Consider the following 17,649-nt stretch of genomic DNA (forward strand, 5'->3'; position numbering starts at 1 on the left):
AAGGACGACCACACGATGACGGCAAGCACGGCAAGCACGGCAAGCACGGCGACCGCCACGGCACACGCTCCGGATCCGGGGCGGGCGGCGACCACCCTGCGCTGGACCACTCCGGCCGGAGTGCAGGTCACGCGGCTCTCCGAACCCCTGGACCCTGCCGGGGCCGAGGCGGAACTGGCCCGCCTGGAGGAAGCCCTCGACACGCGGCGCGGACTGCTCATGTCGGGCCGCTCCGAGCAGCCCGGCCGCTACCGGCCGTACGACCTGGGCCACGTCGACCCGCCGGTGGAACTGACCGCCGTCGGCGACCGGCTCCACGTACGGGCCCTCAACGCCCGCGGGCGCGTCCTGCTGCCCGCCCTGGCCGACGCCCTGCGCCCGCACGGCGCGCTCCACGACGCCGCGGACGGCACGTACAGCGCGGACGGCGCCTTCGCCGTCGCCGTCGGCGCGGAGCCCGGTCCCGTCGGCCGGGAGGAGGACCGTACCCGCCGCCGCTCCGTGCTCACCGTCCTGCGCGCCGCCGTCGCCGCCCTCGCCAGCCCGCGGGACCAGGTGTGGGGCCTGTACGGGGCCTTCGGCTACGACCTGGTCCTCGGCTTCGACCCCGTATCGCTCCACCAGGACCGGGACCCGCGGGACCGCACGGTCGTCCTGCACCTGCCGGACACCATCGTGGAGATCGACCGGACGCGCGGCGCCGCGACGCGGCACACCTACGAGTTCGCGTACGCGGGCCGCTCCACCGTCGGTCTCGACCGCGCCACGCCCGCCGCCCCCTACGGCCCCCCGGCCGAACCCGCCGCCTACCGCGACCACGCGCCCGGCGAGTACGCGCAGCTGGTCCGCACGGCCCAACAGCGCTTCCGGGACGGGGAGATGTTCGAGGCCGTGCCCGGCCAGAGCTTCCACCGCCCCAGCGCCGACGCCCCCTCCGAGGTGTTCCGCCGGCTCCGCGCCCGCAACCCCGCCCCCTACGGCCTGCTGATGAACCTCGCCGCGGGGGAGCACCTGGTCGGGGCCTCGCCCGAGATGTTCGTCCGGGTCGACCCGGACGCCCGCACGGTGGAGTCCTGCCCGATCAGCGGCACCATCGCGCGCGGCGCCGGCCCCCTGGAGGACGCCGAGCGGATCCGCACCCTGCTCGACTCCCGCAAGGAGGAGTCCGAGCTCACCATGTGCACCGACGTGGACCGCAACGACAAGGCCCGCGTGTGCGAGCCGGGCAGTGTGGAGGTGCTCGCCCGCCGCCAGATCGAGCTCTACTCCACCCTCATCCACACCGTCGACCACGTGCGCGGACGGCTGCGCGGCGACCGGGACGCCCTCGACGCGTTCCTCACCCACATGTGGGCCGTCACCGTCACCGGGGCGCCCAAGCGCGCCGCCGTCGCCTTCATCGAGGAGCACGAGCGCAGCCCGCGCCGCTGGTACGGGGGCGCCGTCGGCCGCATCGGCTTCGACGGCGGCCTGGACACGGCCCTGACCCTGCGCACCATCCAGATCCGCGACGGGGTGGCCACCGTACGCGCGGGCGCCACGCTGCTCTTCGACTCCGACCCGGAGGCGGAGGAGAGCGAGACGATCCTGAAGGCCTTCGCCCTCATCGACGCGGTGGAGAACCCGGCGCCCCGCGCGGCGACCGGGGCCGGGCCCGTACCCGGAGCCGTGGGCAGCGCTGTGGGCAGCGGGCGGCCCCCGCGCGTGCTGCTCGTCGACCACCAGGACTCCTTCGTGCACACCCTGGCCGACTACGTCCGCCAGACCGGCGCCGAGGTCATCACCTACCGGGCGGGCTTCCCGCCGGCGCTGCTCGACGCGCTCGCCCCCGACCTGCTGCTGCTCTCGCCCGGCCCCGGCCGCCCCGCCGACTTCGCAATGTCCGCCCTGATCGAGGAGGCGCTGGCCCGGCAGCTGCCCGTCTTCGGGGTCTGCCTCGGCCTCCAGGGCCTGGTGGAGCACTTCGGCGGCACCCTCGGCGTGCTGCCGCGCCCGGTCCACGGCAAGCCCTCGCCCGTGGACGTGCTGGACGGCGGCGGCACGGTGTTCAAGAACCTGCCGGCCCGCTTCCCCGCCGGCCGCTACCACTCCCTGTACGCCGAAGCCGGCACGCTGCCCGAGGTCTTCGACGTGACCGCCCGCACCGCCGACGGGATCGTGATGGGCATCGAGCACCGCGAACTGCCCATCGCCGCCGTCCAGTTCCACCCGGAATCGATCATGACCACGGACGGCCGGGCCGGTCACACCCTGATCGCGAACGCCGTCGCCGGGCTCACCCGCGCCGCCGCGCCCCGCATCCCCGCCGGGAGCCTGCGATGAGCGCCCCCGAACCTGGCGCCGGGCCCTCCTCCGATTCCGCCGCGGGCCCCGTGCGCCGCCCGGCGCGGGACATCCCGCGCTCCCCGCTCACCCGCAACGCCCGGCTGGCCTCCCTCCCCCTCGGCTTCGCCGGCCGCAGCGCCCTGCGCATGGGCAAGCGGCTGCTCGGCCAGCCCGTCGAGCGGCTCACCGGCGAACTCCAGCGCCGCACCGGCGAGCAGCTCTTCCGCGTCCTCGGCGAACTCAAGGGCGGGGCGATGAAGTTCGGGCAGATGCTGTCCGTGTTCGAGGCGGCCCTGCCCCCGGAGGTCATCGGCCCCTACCGGGCCGCCCTCACGGTCCTCCAGGAGGCCGCGCCCGCCCTGCCGGCCCCGCGGATCCACGCCGTGCTCGCCGCCGAACTGGGCGCCGACTGGCGCGAGCGGTTCACCTCCTTCGACGACGAACCGGCCGCCGCCGCCTCCATCGGCCAGGTGCACCGCGCGGTGTGGAAGGACGGCCGCCCGGTCGCGGTGAAGGTCCAGTACCCGGGCGCGGGGGAGGCCCTGCTGGGCGACTACCGCCAACTGGGCCGCCTGATGAAGCTGTTCTCCCTCGTCACGCCCGGCCTCGACGTCGAGCCGATGCTCGACGAACTGCGCGAACGGGTCACCGAGGAGCTGGACTACCGCCTGGAGGCGGCCGCCCAGCGGGCCTTCGCCGACGCCTTCCGCGACGACGCGGAGGTCCTCGTCCCCGAGGTGATCGCCTTCAGCGAGCGGGTCCTGGTCACCGCGTGGATGGAGGGCACCCCGCTGTCGGCCGTCATCCGCGACGGAACGCAGCGGGAGCGCGACGAGGCCGGGCTGCGGTACGCCCGCTTCCTGTTCTCCGGCCCCGAACGCGCCGGCTACCTGCACGCCGACCCCCACCCGGGGAACTTCCGGATGCTCGCGGACGGTCGCCTCGGCGTCATCGACTTCGGGGCGGTCAAACACCTGCCGGACGGCTTCCCGGCCGCCCTCGGCACCCTGAACCGGCTCGCGCAGCTCGGCGACTGGGGCGCCGCCCACGAACTCCTCGTCGAGGAGGGGTTCATGCGCCCGGGATCCGAGCCCGACGACACCGCGCTCGCCTCGTTCCTGCTGCCCATCGCGACCCCGACCCGGGAGGACACCTACCGCTTCACCCGCCAGTGGCTGCGCGAAGAGGTCGTCCAGGCCGTGGACCGCGGCCCGGGCAGCCTGCTGCGCCGCTTCAACCTGCCGCCGTCGTACGTCCTGGTGAACCGCGTCGTCGGCGCGGCGACGGCCGTCCTGTGCCAACTGGAGTGCGAACTCCCCTTCCGCGCCGAAGCCCTCCGCTGGCTCCCCGGCTTCGCCACCCCGCAGGAGGCGCCCGCCCCCGCGTGAGGTCACTGCCAGAAGAGCTGCTCGACGACGATCTGCGGGTCCGCGCTCCGGTGGACGAAGGTGTAGCGCAACCACCCGTGTCCCCGATCGAAGTAGAGGACGTGCGCGCCACGGGGATCGGTCGAGCGGACGGGCTCGATGCTCACCTTGGTCGTGTCGAGGTGATCGTCGCGGTAGGGATGGCGCGAGGTCTTGAGCTCGGTCACCGCGTCGACGATCAGCTCCCGGACCCCTGCGGGGAGCGCCTCGCGGTACTCGGCGGCCAGCTTGGTCCAGTCCGTGGCCCAGGGCGGTCCGGTGAAGTCCGAGCTCACTCGCCGGGTCCGAGCGAAGCCACCGCGTGGTGGATCCGGGACGCCTCTTCCAGGAGGTCCTTGGCCTTGTCCGGGTCGGCGCACTGCGCCGCCCGCGCTTCGAGGTCCCGGACGTGGTGGTCGAGTTCGGGATCCCGGGCCAGTGCGTACGCACCCCACCAGCGCGCCAGGAACGCGGGCGCCGCGCCGATGTCGTAGGTGTCCGCGATCCTGGCCCGCCAGTTGGCTTCGAAGTCGGCCAGCAGCTGCGGGGCGTGCGCGGCGATCGCGGCGCGGAGTGCGGGGACGCTGCGCTCGGGCATCGGCGGGACGCCTCGCGCGGCCCCGGGGGCGGTGGTCATGGTCGCTTCCTCTTCCGTCGGCCCCGCCCACGATAGTGCGCGGGGCCCATGACGGGACGGTCGAACGGGGCCCTTGCTACCGCGGCGCCCGTACGGAGAACTCGTTGCCGTCGGGGTCGGCCAGGAGGACGGGGCCGTCCTCGGCGCCGGTCGTGGCGGCCGGGTCGAGCCGGGTCGCGCCGAGGGAGAGGAGCCGGGCGACCTCGGACCCCAGGTCTTCGCCCGCCGGTACGGCCAGTTCGAAGCGGACCCGGACCCGACCCGCCTTCGGCGCCACCGGGGGGCCGCCCCACGTGATCTTCGGGCCGCCGTGCGGCGAGCGGATCGCGGTCTCCTCGTCCTGGTCCCAGACCAACGGCCACCCCAGCGCCTTGCTCCAGAAGTACCCGACCTCCTGCGAGCCGTCGCTGGCCAGCGCTCCGAGGAAGCCGCATTCGGCGAGGAAGCGGTTGCCCGGGGCGAGCACGCAGAACTCGTTGCCCTCGGGGTCGGCGAGCACCACGTGCCCCTCCTCCGGGAGCTGGCCGACGTCGATGTGCCGGCCGCCGTGTCCCAGCGCCGCGTCCACCGTCCCCTGCTGCGCCTGCGCGGAGGCGCTCGTCAGATCGAAGTGCACCCGGTTCTGCTCGACCTTCGGCTCCTGGCTCGCCACGAAGCGGAGCCGGAAGCCGGTGTCGTCCGAGGGCACCAGCGCGACGCCGTCCCGCGCGTCGTCGCTCATCTCCCACCCCAGGACCCCGGACCAGAACCGGGCCACGCGCAGCGGCTGGCCCGCGTCGAAACTCACCGCAAACAATTGAGACGTCATTCTGCGGAGCCTAAGCGCCGCCCCATCCTCCCCGCCAAGGATTATCGGGGCGAAATGCCCCTAATTGCGGGTCCGCTCCTCGATCGTGCGCTGGACGCGGGGCGATCCGGACCGGAGAGCCGGACGGCGATCCGCTCGCAGTACAGCGCCGCAGGCCGGCCCAGCGACCGGGCGTAGGCGATTCCACGTGATGGGCGGGTCTGGTGCACGCCTCGCCGGTGGTGCTGGAACAACCGGCCCGGCTCTGCTGGCCAGGGCCCGAGCACATCCACGACCAGCGCCTCCACCTGGACAGTGGTCGTAGCCGGCTCGGATACCGTGTCCCTCTACGGGGTGCCATAACGGATGTGACGCCCCCCACCGGAGGTAGTCAGCGTATGAGCTCAAAGCGCAGCAAGAATCCAGCCCTGCCCGTACTTGACGACGCGTTCCGACTCTCGTCGGTCAAGGAGGCCGAAGAGTCCACCCGTGACTTGGCCGCGCGGCTGGCCACCACCGAGCTGCGCCGTGCTTCCCACCCGGGGCGGGTCACCTGGGAGCCCATCGACCAGGCCGAGCCCGTACCGGTCCCGCCGACCGTGGTCGACGGTGACGGGGACCTGTGGCTGCGGGACCGGGGCACTGGCACCTGGACCATGCCCGAGTTCAACCCCAAGGAGTTCCCGGCCCGCTGCGGCGAGGTTCTCACGTGGAACCAGCTCGCCAGCGAGTTCGGCCCGCTGACCGCACTGGCCGACGACCGCCGCATGGGCGGCGGCAGGCGCTGACCGCGCGGCCTTCTGGGGAGTCCGGTCTCCGGCGTCATGTTGAACCCCGCGCGTAGGTGCTGGGGGTCGGCGCCGGTGACGGCGGCCCCTTCGAGGACTCGGCCCTCGCGAAGTCGCTGGGCGGTGACCGGGAGGCCGCGCAGCAGAGGCTGCATCCAGCCGGTTGTCACCGGGGCGCGGATATGTGGCCAGCGCTGTGCCCGGAGGCGGATGTAGCCGACGGCGGCCTGCCGGGTGAGGGCGGCGTGCGCACCGAGCTGGGCCCGGGGTCCCGGGCTCACGCCGCGTGCGGGGTTCGCGAACAACAGCCACGGCCGGCCCGGTGCCCGTGAAGGTCCGGGCGGCCGTGCGGACTTCGGGCCGCCCGCGCGACACCGGCTACGGCGTGGTGGTCGGCGGTGTTTCCGGTTTCGAGTGGAGGACCGCGCGGGCCTGGTCCGCGGCGCGGGCGATGCTTTCGGAGACGAAGTCGACGAAGCGGGCGATGTTCTCCAGGCGGGCCGCGGCCGGGGTGCCGGGGCCGAGGACGCCGACGCCCTGACGGGCGATCTCGCCGAGGTGGGCGGTGGCGCGGGCGCTGGCCATCGTGGACTGGTAGAGGACGTCGTCGTCGACGATGTAGCGCTCGCGGCGGCGCTCGTCGCGTTCCCGGCGGATGAGGCCCTGGCTTTCGAGGAACGCGATCGCCTTGGAGATGGACGCGGGGCTGACCTCCAGGCGCGCGGCGAGTTCGGCGGCGGTGAGGCTGCCGATGTCGGTGGTGTAGAGGGCGGCCAGCACCCGGGCCGTCATCGTGGGCAGGCCCGACTGCATGAAGACGGTGGCGAACACCTCCTCGTACGCGCGCACGGCCTCGGTGTCGCGGCCGTGGGCCGGCGGCGTTGCCTTCGGGTCGCGCGGCGCGCTCTGTCCGCGCCGGTGCGCGCGGCGTTCGGTGGCGCGGTGGGCGAGGTCGGCGCGGTAGGTGGTGGGGCCGCCGTTGCGCATGACCTCGCGGGTGACCGTCGACGTCGGGCGGTCCAGACGCCTGGCGATCTCCGCGTAGGCGAGCCCGTCGGCGAGGCCCAGCGCGATCTGTTGGCGTTCCTGCTGGGTGAGTCTGCCTCCCGGCATCGCGGTCTCCTCCGTGGTGGTCCTGGGTGCGGTCAGCATAGCGTTCATTCCTGGTTCATTGCAACGCGCGGGAGGGTGTGTGTTGCATTGAAGGTTCGCTCATTGCAATGAAAAGGGGGCTTTGAGCTGCATGTATGTGGATCCTGCGCAACGAGTGTGTTGCCTCGTCTGTGAACGCAACGTAGCTTTTCCCATGTCGGAAACAACGAGCGAGTGAAGGAAGACATCATGCAGAAGTTCATCACCCCCGCCCCGGTCGCCGCCGTCGTCGAGGTTCCCGCGGGTCGGATCCGGTTCATCGCCGCGGACCGTGCGGACACGACCGTCGAGGTGCTGCCCGCGGACGCGTCGAACGGGCGTGACGTGAAGGCCGCGGAGCGGATCACGGTCGGCTACGCCGAGGGCGTCCTGCGGATCGGCGCCGAGCCGGCGAAGAGCCGGCTGCTGGGCAGCTCCGGTGCGGTCGAGGTGACGGTGCAACTGCCCGCCGGTTCGCGGGTCGAGGCGAAGGTGGCCAGCGCGCAGGTGCGGGGCGTCGGGCGGCTGGGCGAGGTCGTCTTCGAGGGGGCGCAGGCCTCGGTCAAGCTGGACGAGACGGCGGGTGCGCGGCTGACGCTGCAGGCCGGCGACGTGTCGCTGGGGCGGCTCGGCGGTCCCGCGGAGATCACCACGGCGAAGGGCGACATCCGGATCGCCGAAGCCGTGGGCGGCCGGGTCGTGTTGCGGACGCAGGCGGGGGAGATCTCGGCGGGCGCGGCGCGCGGGGTCTCGGCCTCGCTGGACGCGGAGACCGGCCACGGGCGGATCCGCAACGCGCTCCTGAACAGCGAGGGCGCGGCCGCCGGCCTGACCATCCACGCGAGCACGACGTACGGCGACATCAGCGCCCACAGCAACTGAGCGCCCGGACGTGCGCCACGCCCGCCGCGCCGGCCCCGGTTCACGAGACCGCGTCGACCGGCTCCGGGTGCTCCGCGGTGAACTGGGTCACGGCGGCGGGCACGAACCCCGCCACCGTGTCGCCCTCGGACACGGGCAACGACAGGACGCTGCTGATGACGACGAGCGAACTCCCCACGCGCACGACGGTCGCGTCGCCGCGTTGGGAGTCGCCCTTGGCTCCCGTCACCCGCGCCTGGACGACGAGGCTCTCGTCCCCGATGCGGGGGCCCTCGGCGACGACGAAGGCGGCCTTGTCCGCGGGCTCGCCCGCCGCGTGGGGCAGTTCCACGCTCCGGCACCGGCTCACCAGGTCGCGCAGGTCCAGCATGGCCCGGGTCGCGCCGTTGCCGGCGAAGGAATAGAGCGTCTCCCTCCCGGGTATGACGCCGCCCCCGGCGGAGCGTCCCCCGCTGAAGGTGGCGCGGGCGGAGGCGGCCGAGCCCCCCGTGCTCGCGTCCACGACGCTCTGCCCGTCGATCAGGTCCGTGCAGGGCGACTGTGACGGCGACTGCGACTGCGACGGTGACGGCGGCGCGTCCGGGGCCGGATCCGCCACGGAGGTCCAGCCGTAGGGCAGGGTGGCGGGCAGGAGGCGGGTGCGCAGCTCGGCGGCCGACAGCGGTTGCGCCTCGGTGGACGCTTGCGACTTCTGGTCCTCGGCGGAACTCCCGCACGCCGTCAACGACGCGAGCGACGCGAGCAACACGCATCCGGCCACGCGCCGGAACTTGAGGTTCCGCACCTCGACACCTTCCACCCCGAGTGATCAAATCGCCCGAAGGTAACAGGCCGACGCGCCTTCGCCAAACGTTTCTTCCCGCCGTGAACCCGCCACTCCACTTGTACTGCGTTCGGGTGTGCGTTCACCCGGTCGAGTCAAGAACCGCGTCACCGATGCTCCGCGCGCCGGTGGACGGGAGAAGATCGGCGCGTACCGCGGCGAGGTGCCCGCGGACGTGAACAAGAAGGAATCGGGACATGGCTCAGGGCGCGGTCAAGTGGTTCAACGGGGAGAAGGGCTTCGGCTTCATCGAGCAGGACGGGGGAGGCGCGGACGTCTTCGTGCACTACTCCGAGATCATGGGCAACGGGTACAAGAGCCTGGAGGAGGGCCAGCGGGTCGAGTTCGAGATCGGACAGGGCCAGAAGGGCCCGCAGGCCCAGCAGGTCCGCGCCATCTGATCCCGATCCCGATCCGGATGCCGATCCGGATCCCGATGTCGTAGGTCGGGCCCGCGTCAGCGGGCCCGCGCCGGTGCTCTCACTGCTCGATCAGGCGCTTGAAGGCCGCCGTGTCGAAGACGTCCTCCATGCGGGCGGCCCGGCCGTCGCGCAGGGTCCAGGAGTGGACGAAGCTCAGCTGCTCGGTCCGGCCGCTCACCGAGGTCACGTGCCGCACGCCGAACACCACGACCCGGTCGCCCGACTCCACGAATTCCAGCGGCTCCAGCAGCATCCCGCCCACCACGGTCGGCGCGTGGGCCAGGAACGCCTTGACGCCCGCGTGGCCGTGCTTGGTACCGCCCAGGTCGTAGTCGGACATGCTGTCGGGGTGCACCCACTCCACGTCCGGCGCCAGGGCCTCCAGCAGCGCCCCCACGTCGCGGGTGCGGAAGGCGTCGTAGGCGCGGCGGATGAGCGCGAGGTTCTCCGACTGCGTGGGGCAGGGGCCGCAGGTGGTGATGGTCATGCTGCTCTTCCCAATCCGTGGTCGGCGTACTCGGTGTCGTCGGCGTACTCGGCGTACTCGGTGTGTTCGGCGTACAGGGCTTGCTCGACGGGCTCGCGGACGAGCTCGGGGTGCAGGGCGCGCAGGGTGTCGCGGATGCCGTCGCGCCAGGGGACCGTGCAGGGCCCGGTCAGCGCGCGGCGCAGCGCGGGATCGAACTGGTAGGTCTCGCGGGTGACGGCACTGGGCACCAGGCGCGCCTCCACGCCCGTCAGCTCCTCCATGTGGCGGACGCAGTCGGTGATCCCGACCGCTTCGTCACCGCCCCAGTTGACGAGGGTGGCCGGGGTGGTGGCGGCCCTCCACAGGTGCGGCACCTGCCGCACGAGGTCGTCCGTGTGCAGCGGCGAGCACCAGTTCTGCCCCCGCAGCGGTACGGCGATGGGCTCACCGGCGAGCATGCGCGCGAAGTACAGCATCGGGACCCCGCCGTAACCACCGGGCCCGTAGGCGATGTTGAGGCGCGCGATGGTCGTGGGCAGCCCCAGGACCTGGGCGAAGGCCCGTACGGCCCCCTCCGTCGCGAGCTTGCCCACCGGGTAGGCGGGCAGCCAGTCGGCGACGCCGTCGACCGGGTCGGACTCCGTGTAGCGGTGCTCCAGGGTGCGGCGGGCGTAGACGGCGCCCGTGGAGACGTACAAGAACGCCTCCGCGTCCCGGCAGTGGCTCATCAGCCGGCCCGCGGCCACCGAGTTGACCTCGGCCGCGGCGTTGAAGTCGCCGTCCTCGCCGCGGCGGACCGCCGAATGGATCACGTGGGTGAAGTCCCGCGGGAGGTCCCGCAGGGAGCCGCCGTCGGGGTCGTCCATGTCCCAGTGCCAGGTGGTGACGGACTTCTCGTTCAGCGCCCGCTCGATGCCCGGGGCGCCGAAGCGGCCCAGGCACCACACCTCGTTGTGCTCGGCCAGGGCCTCGGCCACCGGCCGGGCGACCTGACCGGTGCCGCCCGTGACCAGGATCTTCTTGCCCTCCATCCGTTGGCTCATCCGTTCGCTCATCGGTTCGCTCATCGGTTCGCTCCCTGCGGGGTCGTGGGGCGCGCCGCGGCGGCGCGGGCGACGCTGATCCGGTCGGCGTCGCCGAGGGCCAGGTCGAGCTCGCGGCGCAGGACGCTCTGGAAGGCGGCCACGTGTCGGCGGCCCATCAACGTGTAGTGCTCGCCGGGGACTTCGACGTAGCGGTTCGGCCCCGTCGTGTGTTCGTCCCAGCGCCGCAGCTCGTGGTCGAGCCAGTCCTGCTTGGTGCCGCGCAGCGGGGTCGCGTAGAAGACGTGCATGGACGGGACCGTGCCGCTGGGCTCGTAGTCGCGGCCGAGCTCGGTGAGCCGTGCAGCCACCTCCGCCCAGGCGTCGAACTTCGCCCGGTCCAGGTCCAGTTCCGCCAGTCGGGCGGCGGGGGCGAGGCCCATCAGGCGGTCGACCTGCTCCTCGCGGGGCAGCCCGCGCAGGCTCCCCGGGAGCTCCCGCGCCTGCCGCTTGTCGATCAGCTCCAGGAAGAGGGCCAGATTGACGGCGGTCTCCACGAAGTCGAGTTCCTCCATGCGGTACTTGATGTGCGGCGGCAGATTGAAGCTGCCGACGAAGTCCACGCGCTCGCCCGCGGCGCGGAGCACCTTCGCGATCTCGAAGGCGACGGCGCCGCCGTACGAGTAGCCCGCGACGGCGTAGGGGCCGTGCGGCTGGCGGTCCCTGATGGCGGCCACGTAGGAGTCCACCATCTGCTCGAAGGTGGCGAAGGGCTTCTCCCCCTCGTTGAAGCCGCGGGCGCGCAGCGCGTGGAAGGGCCGGTCACCCGCGAAGTACGTGGCGAGGTTGACGAAGACCAGGACCTCGCCGACCCCCGGGTGGACGCAGAACAGCGGGGTCCGGTCCCCGCCGCTCTGCATCGACACCACCGGGTCGTACTCCCGCGCGGCGGAGCCGCCCGCCGCGCCTATCCGCGCGGCCAGCGCCCGGACGGTGGGGGAGGTCAGGACGGTGATGACCGGCAGGGCGTCGATGCCGAGGCGCCGGGCCACCTTGGCGCGCAGGCGCAGGATGTCCAGCGAGGTCCCGCCCAGGTCGAAGAAGTTGGCGGTGGCGCTGATCGAGGCCGGGTCCGCCTCGAACAGCTCCGCGAAGACCTCCGCGACGGCCCGCTCGGTCGCGCCCTCGGGCGCGGTGTACCCGCCGAGCCTGCGCAGCGCCAGGTCCGCGAGGCGGTCGCGGACGGCGTCGTAGGCACCCGATTCCAGACGCCGGCGCATCAGCGCGCGCTGGATCTTGCCGAGGCTGGTCTTGGGGAACGCCTCCCGCGGCAGCGCCAGGACGAGCGAGGGGCGCAGGCCCCAGCGCATCACCACGCTGCTGCGGACCGCGGTGAGCACGCGGTACAGCTCGGCCTCGTCGTCCTCGGCCGCCTCGCAGTGGAAGGCGACCACCAGCTCTTCGGTGTCGCTGCCGGCCGAGCGCGTGGGGAAGGCCGCGACGAAGGAGCCGGCGACCCCGTCCAACTCCTCCAGCGCGGTCTCCAGTTCGTGGCTGAAGTAGTTGACCCCGTTGATGATGACGCTGTCCTTGCTGCGCCCGACGAGGGCGAGGCGGCCCCCGTCCACCCGGCCCAGGTCGCCGCTGCGGAACCAGCCGTCGGCGGTGAAGGCGGCGCGGGTGGCCGCTTCGTCGTTGTGGTAGCCGCGGGTGACCATCGGGCCGGTGAACTGGAGCTCGCCCACGCCGCCCGCCGCGAGCGGCCGGTCGTCGGGGCCGACGATCCGCATCCGCAGGCCCGTCACGGCGGTGCCCAGGTCCGCGAACTCCGCTCCGGCGCCGGCCGGCTCCGGGAACTCCCTGGAGTAGACGGAACCCGCGCAGGTCTCGGTCATTCCGAAGGCGGGCCACAGGGCGCCCGGGGCCAGTCCGTACGGTGCGAACCGCTCCAAGAAGCTTTCACCGGTGCTGCGGACCACCGCCTCCCCGCCGCTGATGATCTGCCGCAGACCCCGAAGGTCCAGTCGCTCTCCAGTGGACTTCAAGCGGTCCGTGCTTGAATTCAGCTGCCCCAGGAGGAAATTGGGCGTGAAGGTCATCGTCACGCCGTGCCGGGAAATGAGCCGCAGGAATTCCAGGGGTTCGTCGAGGATCACCGGGGCCTGCGTGTGGAGCTGGCGGCAGCCCACGGAGAGCGGCAGGAGATGGCACTCCAACAGGGCGGCCACGTGGTCGAAGGAGACCCAGTTCATCGTGGTGTCGGCCGCGGTCAGCCGGTGGTGGCCGTTCTTGGCGGCCATCGACGCCAGCAGGTTCGCGTGGCTGAGCACCACCGCCTTGGAGTTGCCCGTCGAGCCCGAGGTGAGGACGAGGACGGCGGCGTCCTCGGCGCGGGCGTCGGCGTACGGGGCGGCCGGCGCGGGCCCGTACAGGGCGTCGAGCTCGGCGACCTCCAGGCCGTCGACCGCGGGCATCTCGGCGGCCAGTGACGCGGTCGTGACGACCAGGGGTCCGTCCAGGAGCGAGCCGACGTGGGCGAGCTGGGCGGCCCAGCGGTCCCGGTCGCCGCGCAGGGGCGCCATGGGGCAGGGGACGAAGCCACCCAGGACGGCGGCCCAGAACGCGGTGAGGAACTCCTGCGGGCGCTCCAGGACCAGCACGACCTCGTCCCGTGGGCGCAGCCCGCGGGCGCGCAGGCCGGTCAGGACGCGCAGGGCCTCGTGCAGCAGCTCCGCGTGGCCCTGGTCGCGGTAGGCGCCGTCGGCGGGGCCCGGGCAGTAGCGGAAGCCCTGGTCGGGGTGGTGCCGTGCGGCGTCGAGGAGCAGGTCGGCGATGCTGTGGGGAGGTGGGGTGTTCACGAGTACTCCGTTGCCTGGTGGCGCGGCGGGGCGGCGTTGGCCCGCGCGGCGCCGGAGGTAGGGAAGACGTGGATTCGGGGCGGCCGATGGCCGGACGACGAGGCCGGGCGGGCCGGACGACGGGGTCAGGCGGGCCGTACGACGACGGTGCGGCCGACGCCCGCCGGCAGCGCGACCGCCGCCGTCCAGCCCGCGGGAGCCTCGACGTCGGCCACCCACCAGGTGGACGGCGCACCGAGGGCGAGCGTGGTCACCTCGACCGGTCCCGGCGTCCCGGCGTGGGTCTCCAGCCGGGTGAGTTCGTCGGTGATGCCCACCCCGGCCGCCTTCAGCACCGCCTCCTTGCGGGTCCAACAGCGCAGGAACGCGAGGCTGCGCGCGGCCCCGGCCGGCTCGGCCAGCACGGCGCGGCGCTCCCTGGGGGTCAGCGCGACGCCGGCGACCTCCGCGACCGGGACCTCGCGGACGGGCTCGGCGTCGATTCCGACGGGGTGCGGGGAGACGGCCAGCATGCCGAGGCCCTTGGTGTGGGAAAGGCTGATGCGCGGAGAAATCGTGGGACGCACTATGGCGGGCGGGCCGTGTTCGATATCACCGCACCCGCCGCAGGGAGCGCGGCCTATGGAGATTTCACGGGCGGGAACGCGAAGGGCATCTGACATTATGCGGCGAATAGTGGCGCGGGAGCTGATGAATTCCGCAGCCCGCGAGGGCGATGTGAATGCGTGTGCACGACTCAATTCCTCGGTGTCCAGAAGGGCGAGATCGGCCGTGCTGGAACGACCGTCCCGAATCGGCCACCACCACACGAGGACATCGGCAGAATCGAGGCTGGAAGATGCGGTACCGGATGTCCGAACGGTGTGTGCATGGCGTGTGGTCACTGGGGAACCGTAGGCAGCAACAGGTCTGACCTGGGGACTCGTTGACAAATTCCGGTCAGCTGTGAAACGTAGCGTGAGGGTGGGACTGCTGACGGTGTCCGAAACAGCAAGGGGAGGTACCGTTTCCGGCCTCTGCGTGCAGCTTCCTGACATGGCTGGCAGGTATCCTCGACGCCCCGGGGGCGCCGGGATATCCCGTCCGGTCGGGCGGTCGCGTCTCAATAGGTCGATGGTTTGTTGACGGTGTCTCAGGATCTGAACTCGGGACGAGCCGATTCTCGCCGCTCTTGACACGGGTTCGAATAGTTCGGGCCTCAACCAGATGTCCGTGGATGGCCGGTTTTTTTGGCCGGACACGCCGGGTCCAGTGGTTAGGATGGGTACGACCAGTGCATGCCCTGTGGTTCGGGGCGGCGCTAAACATACGGGGGCGAAATGATGGGAATTAGATTTGAAACACCAAGCGCGGCAGAGGCCGACGGGGAGGATGGAGCAGGGACCGATCACGCGGCATATCTGGAGCGAGCCCTGCTCCAGGCCCACGCGCTGATCGAGTCGACCGTCTCCCTGCACCGGACGCGACCGGTGGCGCCGTCCGCGGTGGCGCGCACCCGCGCCACGCTGACCGGGGACACCCTGGAGCAGCTGGTCAAGCGGGCGCGGCACTCGGTCTGTGTCGCCCTCACCGACACCGGTGACTTCTCGGAGGCCGTGCTGGCGCTGTTGGCGACGATCCCCGCCCGGGCGGTCGTCCGTGTGCTCTGCACCGCCGAGGCGGTGGGGCCGGTCGTGACCTTATCGGAGCTCCCGGACCGCCGGGTGGAGGTCAGGGTCTCCGAGAGCGACCTCCGCGAGATCCTCGTGGTCGACGGATCGGTGGCCCTGGTGCGGGCGGCCGGCAGCGCGGGCGACGAGGCGGCCGTCGTGAACGACGTGGCCGCGGTGCGCGCCCTGGAACTGCTCTTCGCCGGAGCCTGGTCGCGCGGCACCCGACTCGCCGACCACCTCCAACTGAGCCCGCGCCTGCGCACGGAGCTCGCCCGCAACATCCTGGAGAGGCTCCGGGCGGGCAACACCGACGAGATCGCCGCGCGGGAGTTGAACGTCTCCCTGCGGACCTACCGGCGCCACGTCGCGGACATCATGCGCGAGCTCGACGCCAACTCCCGCTTCCAAGCCGGCGTGCGGGCCGTGGAGTTCGGTCTCCTGGCCGAATAGCGGACCCCGCCCCGGCGTCCGCGAGCAGGACGCCGGGCGCTTCACGGCTGCCCGCGGGCAGCCCCACGCCGACCGGATCGTCAGGAAGAGGGAGACACGCGTGTCCCAAAGGGCAGAGGACGTGATGGAGCGTGCCCTGCTCCAGGTGCGGGAACTGCTGGAGTCGACCGTGGCCATGCACCGCGGCCGCAGCCTCCAGGAGCAGGTCATCAGCGTGCTGGAGAACGACTACGAGGTCGTTCTCGACACCGCGCACCGGTTGATCGAGAGCGCGACCGAGAGCATCGACATCGTCCACGCGAGACTGCTGGGTTCGGACGAGAGCCCGGTGCGGACCGAGAGGGGACTGATCTACAGCGCGGCCGAGGGGGTGTCCGTACGACTGCTCGCCTCGCCCGCCCTGCTCGACGAGGAGTTCGTCCGCGAACAGCTCGGCAGGGAACGGCCGGTGGCGGTGCGGGTGGCCAAGGTGCCCCCGTTGCAGGCGCTGATCGTCGACGGCCGGGCCGCCCTGGTAGTGGCGGAATCGGCGGTCGGCCGACGGGCCTCGGTGATCCGGGTCCCCGAGGTCCTGCACACCCTGCACACCCTGTTCGAGAGCGTGTGGAGCAACGCCGTGCCCGCCGGCGAGCGCATCGTCTTCGGCGACCGGGACCGCGCGGCCCTCGCGCGGCAGATCCTGGGCGCGCTGCAGGACGGCGCCACCGACGAGGTGGCCGCCCGGGAGCTGTCGGTCTCGGTGCGCACCTACCGCCGCTACGTGGCGGAGATCATGGCCCTGCTGGGTGCCAACTCCCGCTTCCAGGCGGGCGTACGGGCGGCGGAGCTGGGGCTGCTGCCCCGGTGACCGGGATGCGGCCGCCCCGGTGACCGGGGCGCGGCGGGCGGGTCCGCTGGCAACTTCCTGAAAGGGGCGTTGTACGTACACCCGCCCGCCCAGTTGTATGGGCCGTCAGGGACGGGGAGCGCGTCGCACGGCGCGATCCCCTTCCCCTGGCGGCCGGTCCCCCCACCCGAGCGCCGTCGCCGTACGGGGGGGCCGCTGCCCGGATCGTCGGGCCGGCCTCCCGTGCCCCCAGGTGAACGCCCAACGGAAGGCAGGACCATGAACCAGTCGGCGGTCGCTCCCGACGTCCCGGCCCGGGGAACCCACCGGTGGAGGTCCGCCGTGACGCGCTCCGCCCGCCCGGGGGACGGGCGATGAAGGTCCTGACCCAGGAGCCGCGGATCAGCGGAGTCGGCGTGCTCGACAAGGCGTCCGCGCTGCTGGCCATCGTGGAGGACGGGCCCGCCACGCTGGCGGAGCTGGTCACCATCAGCGGCCTGACCAGGCCTACGGCGCACCGGATCGCGCAGGCGCTGGAGCGCCTCGACCTGCTCACCCGGGACCACTGCGGCCGCTACCTGCTCGGCACCCGGCTGGGCAACATCGCCGTGGAAGTGAAGCGGGACCGCCTCCTGGGGGCCGCCCTGCCGGTCCTCACGGACCTGGCGGCCCTGACCGGGCTCGACGCGAGGATCTTCCGGCGGCGGGGAGAGCACCAGGTCTGCGTCGCCACCTCGGTGGACCCCTTCTGCCTCACGGACTGTCTCCCCGTCGGCACCGCCCGACCGGCCAAGGCGGGTGCGGCCTCGCAGGTCCTGCTCGCCTGGGAGGAGCCGGAAGAACTGTACGAGGGCCTGCGCGGCGCCCGGTTCACCGCGGCCCAGCTCGCCCTGGTGCGCCGCCGCGGCTGGGCGCACGGCCCCGATGCGGCGGTGCCGGAAGCGGTCTCGATCGCCGTGCCCGTGCGCGCCGACGAGAACCTGGTGGTGTGCGCGCTGGTCCTGACCGGCAAACGACCCCGGATGCCCATCGAACCCAACCGTGCCCTGCTGGGCGCGGTGATCGACGCGGCGTCCCGGCTCTGCGACGCGGCGGCGAGGACCCGGGCGCCGGGAGTGCGGCGGCCGGTCGCCCACGCGGGCGCGGTTGTTGGCAGCTAGTTGTCAGGCGT

Annotated in this window: 17 protein-coding genes; 8 read left to right on the top strand and 9 right to left on the bottom strand. The window is 72.7% G+C overall.

Annotated features, from left to right (window positions below; genetic code table 11):
• Positions 1-15: 15 nt before the first annotated feature.
• Both ACIQWR_RS20430 and ACIQWR_RS20435 read left to right on the top strand, forming a co-directional pair.
• Complete coding sequence (locus tag ACIQWR_RS20430) at positions 16-2,322, top strand: anthranilate synthase component I (protein WP_404011285.1); 2,307 nt, start codon at positions 16-18, stop codon at positions 2,320-2,322.
• A complete protein-coding gene (locus ACIQWR_RS20435; protein WP_404011287.1) occupies positions 2,319-3,713 on the top strand; it encodes an ABC1 kinase family protein in 1,395 nt (464 codons plus the stop codon). Before ACIQWR_RS20430 ends, ACIQWR_RS20435 begins: the two co-directional genes overlap by 4 nt.
• Positions 3,714-3,715: 2 nt before the next feature.
• On the opposite strand, the gene ACIQWR_RS20440 is transcribed toward ACIQWR_RS20435, so the two are convergent.
• The 3 genes from ACIQWR_RS20440 to ACIQWR_RS20450 form a co-directional block, all read right to left on the bottom strand.
• Entirely contained in the window at positions 3,716-4,027 is a 312-nt protein-coding gene (locus tag ACIQWR_RS20440) for a hypothetical protein (protein WP_404011288.1), read from the bottom strand.
• Entirely contained in the window at positions 4,024-4,368 is a 345-nt protein-coding gene (locus ACIQWR_RS20445; protein ID WP_404011290.1) for a hypothetical protein, read from the bottom strand. The genes ACIQWR_RS20440 and ACIQWR_RS20445 overlap by 4 nt, the downstream gene beginning before the upstream one ends.
• Before the next feature lie 76 nt (positions 4,369-4,444).
• Positions 4,445-5,176, bottom strand: a complete 732-nt coding sequence (locus tag ACIQWR_RS20450; RefSeq protein WP_404011293.1) for a VOC family protein — start codon at positions 5,174-5,176, stop codon at positions 4,445-4,447.
• Between the two features lie 377 nt (positions 5,177-5,553).
• Here ACIQWR_RS20450 and ACIQWR_RS20455 point away from each other — a divergent pair, with 377 nt between their 5' ends.
• Positions 5,554-5,943: a hypothetical protein gene (locus ACIQWR_RS20455; protein ID WP_404011295.1), complete on the top strand. Its 390-nt coding sequence runs from the start codon at positions 5,554-5,556 to the stop codon at positions 5,941-5,943.
• 378 nt (positions 5,944-6,321) lie between these two features.
• On the opposite strand, the gene ACIQWR_RS20460 is transcribed toward ACIQWR_RS20455, so the two are convergent.
• Positions 6,322-7,056: a helix-turn-helix domain-containing protein gene (locus ACIQWR_RS20460; RefSeq protein ID WP_404011468.1), complete on the bottom strand. Its 735-nt coding sequence runs from the start codon at positions 7,054-7,056 to the stop codon at positions 6,322-6,324.
• A 228-nt stretch (positions 7,057-7,284) separates the two neighbouring features.
• On the opposite strand from ACIQWR_RS20460, the gene ACIQWR_RS20465 reads away from it, so the two are divergent.
• Positions 7,285-7,956, top strand: coding sequence for a DUF4097 family beta strand repeat-containing protein (locus tag ACIQWR_RS20465; protein ID WP_404011298.1), 672 nt, complete (start codon positions 7,285-7,287; stop codon positions 7,954-7,956).
• A 40-nt stretch (positions 7,957-7,996) separates the two neighbouring features.
• On the opposite strand, the gene ACIQWR_RS20470 is transcribed toward ACIQWR_RS20465, so the two are convergent.
• A complete protein-coding gene (locus ACIQWR_RS20470; protein WP_404011301.1) occupies positions 7,997-8,740 on the bottom strand; it encodes a hypothetical protein in 744 nt (247 codons plus the stop codon).
• A gap of 236 nt (positions 8,741-8,976) precedes the next feature.
• Here ACIQWR_RS20470 and ACIQWR_RS20475 point away from each other — a divergent pair, with 236 nt between their 5' ends.
• Positions 8,977-9,180: a cold-shock protein gene (locus ACIQWR_RS20475; protein WP_404011304.1), complete on the top strand. Its 204-nt coding sequence runs from the start codon at positions 8,977-8,979 to the stop codon at positions 9,178-9,180.
• 79 nt (positions 9,181-9,259) lie between these two features.
• Here ACIQWR_RS20475 and ACIQWR_RS20480 read toward each other — a convergent pair whose 3' ends face one another.
• The 4 genes from ACIQWR_RS20480 to ACIQWR_RS20495 all read right to left on the bottom strand — a co-directional run bounded on the left by ACIQWR_RS20480 (position 9,260) and on the right by ACIQWR_RS20495 (position 14,062).
• A complete protein-coding gene (locus ACIQWR_RS20480; RefSeq protein WP_404011307.1) occupies positions 9,260-9,688 on the bottom strand; it encodes a nuclear transport factor 2 family protein in 429 nt (142 codons plus the stop codon).
• Complete coding sequence (locus ACIQWR_RS20485) at positions 9,685-10,701, bottom strand: NAD-dependent epimerase/dehydratase family protein (RefSeq protein WP_404011470.1); 1,017 nt, start codon at positions 10,699-10,701, stop codon at positions 9,685-9,687. The genes ACIQWR_RS20480 and ACIQWR_RS20485 overlap by 4 nt, the downstream gene beginning before the upstream one ends.
• A 32-nt stretch (positions 10,702-10,733) precedes the next feature.
• Positions 10,734-13,550: an AMP-binding protein gene (locus ACIQWR_RS20490; RefSeq protein ID WP_404011310.1), complete on the bottom strand. Its 2,817-nt coding sequence runs from the start codon at positions 13,548-13,550 to the stop codon at positions 10,734-10,736.
• Between the two features lie 125 nt (positions 13,551-13,675).
• The gene (locus ACIQWR_RS20495; RefSeq protein ID WP_404011313.1) at positions 13,676-14,062 is read right to left on the bottom strand and encodes a 4'-phosphopantetheinyl transferase family protein; all 387 of its coding nucleotides are present in this window, start codon (positions 14,060-14,062) and stop codon (positions 13,676-13,678) included.
• Between the two features lie 957 nt (positions 14,063-15,019).
• Between ACIQWR_RS20495 and ACIQWR_RS20500 the strand changes: the two genes are divergently transcribed.
• The 3 genes from ACIQWR_RS20500 (at position 15,020) to ACIQWR_RS20510 (ending at position 17,638) form a co-directional block, all read left to right on the top strand.
• Positions 15,020-15,652, top strand: a complete 633-nt coding sequence (locus ACIQWR_RS20500; RefSeq protein WP_404011316.1) for a DNA-binding response regulator — start codon at positions 15,020-15,022, stop codon at positions 15,650-15,652.
• Positions 15,653-15,752: 100 nt separating this feature from the next.
• Positions 15,753-16,499, top strand: coding sequence for a TrmB family transcriptional regulator sugar-binding domain-containing protein (locus ACIQWR_RS20505; protein ID WP_404011319.1), 747 nt, complete (start codon positions 15,753-15,755; stop codon positions 16,497-16,499).
• 353 nt (positions 16,500-16,852) lie between these two features.
• A complete protein-coding gene (locus ACIQWR_RS20510) occupies positions 16,853-17,638 on the top strand; it encodes an IclR family transcriptional regulator (protein ID WP_404011322.1) in 786 nt (261 codons plus the stop codon).
• Positions 17,639-17,649 lie beyond the last annotated feature (11 nt).

The sequence above is a fragment of the Streptomyces sp. NPDC098789 genome, from assembly GCF_044759975.1.
Lineage (GTDB): Bacteria > Actinomycetota > Actinomycetes > Streptomycetales > Streptomycetaceae > Streptomyces.

What these genes read in the sequence shown, in the direction of transcription:
- ACIQWR_RS20485 (WP_404011470.1), bottom strand. Translation starts at nt 10,701, where the DNA reads ATGGAGGGCAAGAAGATCCTGGTCACGGGCGGCACCGGTCAGGTCGCC.
- ACIQWR_RS20465 (WP_404011298.1), top strand. Translation starts at nt 7,285, where the DNA reads ATGCAGAAGTTCATCACCCCCGCCCCGGTCGCCGCCGTCGTCGAGGTT.
- ACIQWR_RS20455 (WP_404011295.1), top strand. Translation starts at nt 5,554, where the DNA reads ATGAGCTCAAAGCGCAGCAAGAATCCAGCCCTGCCCGTACTTGACGAC.
- ACIQWR_RS20460 (WP_404011468.1), bottom strand. Translation starts at nt 7,056, where the DNA reads ATGCCGGGAGGCAGACTCACCCAGCAGGAACGCCAACAGATCGCGCTG.
- ACIQWR_RS20445 (WP_404011290.1), bottom strand. Translation starts at nt 4,368, where the DNA reads ATGACCACCGCCCCCGGGGCCGCGCGAGGCGTCCCGCCGATGCCCGAG.
- ACIQWR_RS20450 (WP_404011293.1), bottom strand. Translation starts at nt 5,176, where the DNA reads ATGACGTCTCAATTGTTTGCGGTGAGTTTCGACGCGGGCCAGCCGCTG.
- ACIQWR_RS20475 (WP_404011304.1), top strand. Translation starts at nt 8,977, where the DNA reads ATGGCTCAGGGCGCGGTCAAGTGGTTCAACGGGGAGAAGGGCTTCGGC.
- ACIQWR_RS20495 (WP_404011313.1), bottom strand. Translation starts at nt 14,062, where the DNA reads ATGCTGGCCGTCTCCCCGCACCCCGTCGGAATCGACGCCGAGCCCGTC.
- ACIQWR_RS20435 (WP_404011287.1), top strand. Translation starts at nt 2,319, where the DNA reads ATGAGCGCCCCCGAACCTGGCGCCGGGCCCTCCTCCGATTCCGCCGCG.
- ACIQWR_RS20480 (WP_404011307.1), bottom strand. Translation starts at nt 9,688, where the DNA reads ATGACCATCACCACCTGCGGCCCCTGCCCCACGCAGTCGGAGAACCTC.
- ACIQWR_RS20510 (WP_404011322.1), top strand. Translation starts at nt 16,853, where the DNA reads ATGAAGGTCCTGACCCAGGAGCCGCGGATCAGCGGAGTCGGCGTGCTC.
- ACIQWR_RS20430 (WP_404011285.1), top strand. Translation starts at nt 16, where the DNA reads ATGACGGCAAGCACGGCAAGCACGGCAAGCACGGCGACCGCCACGGCA.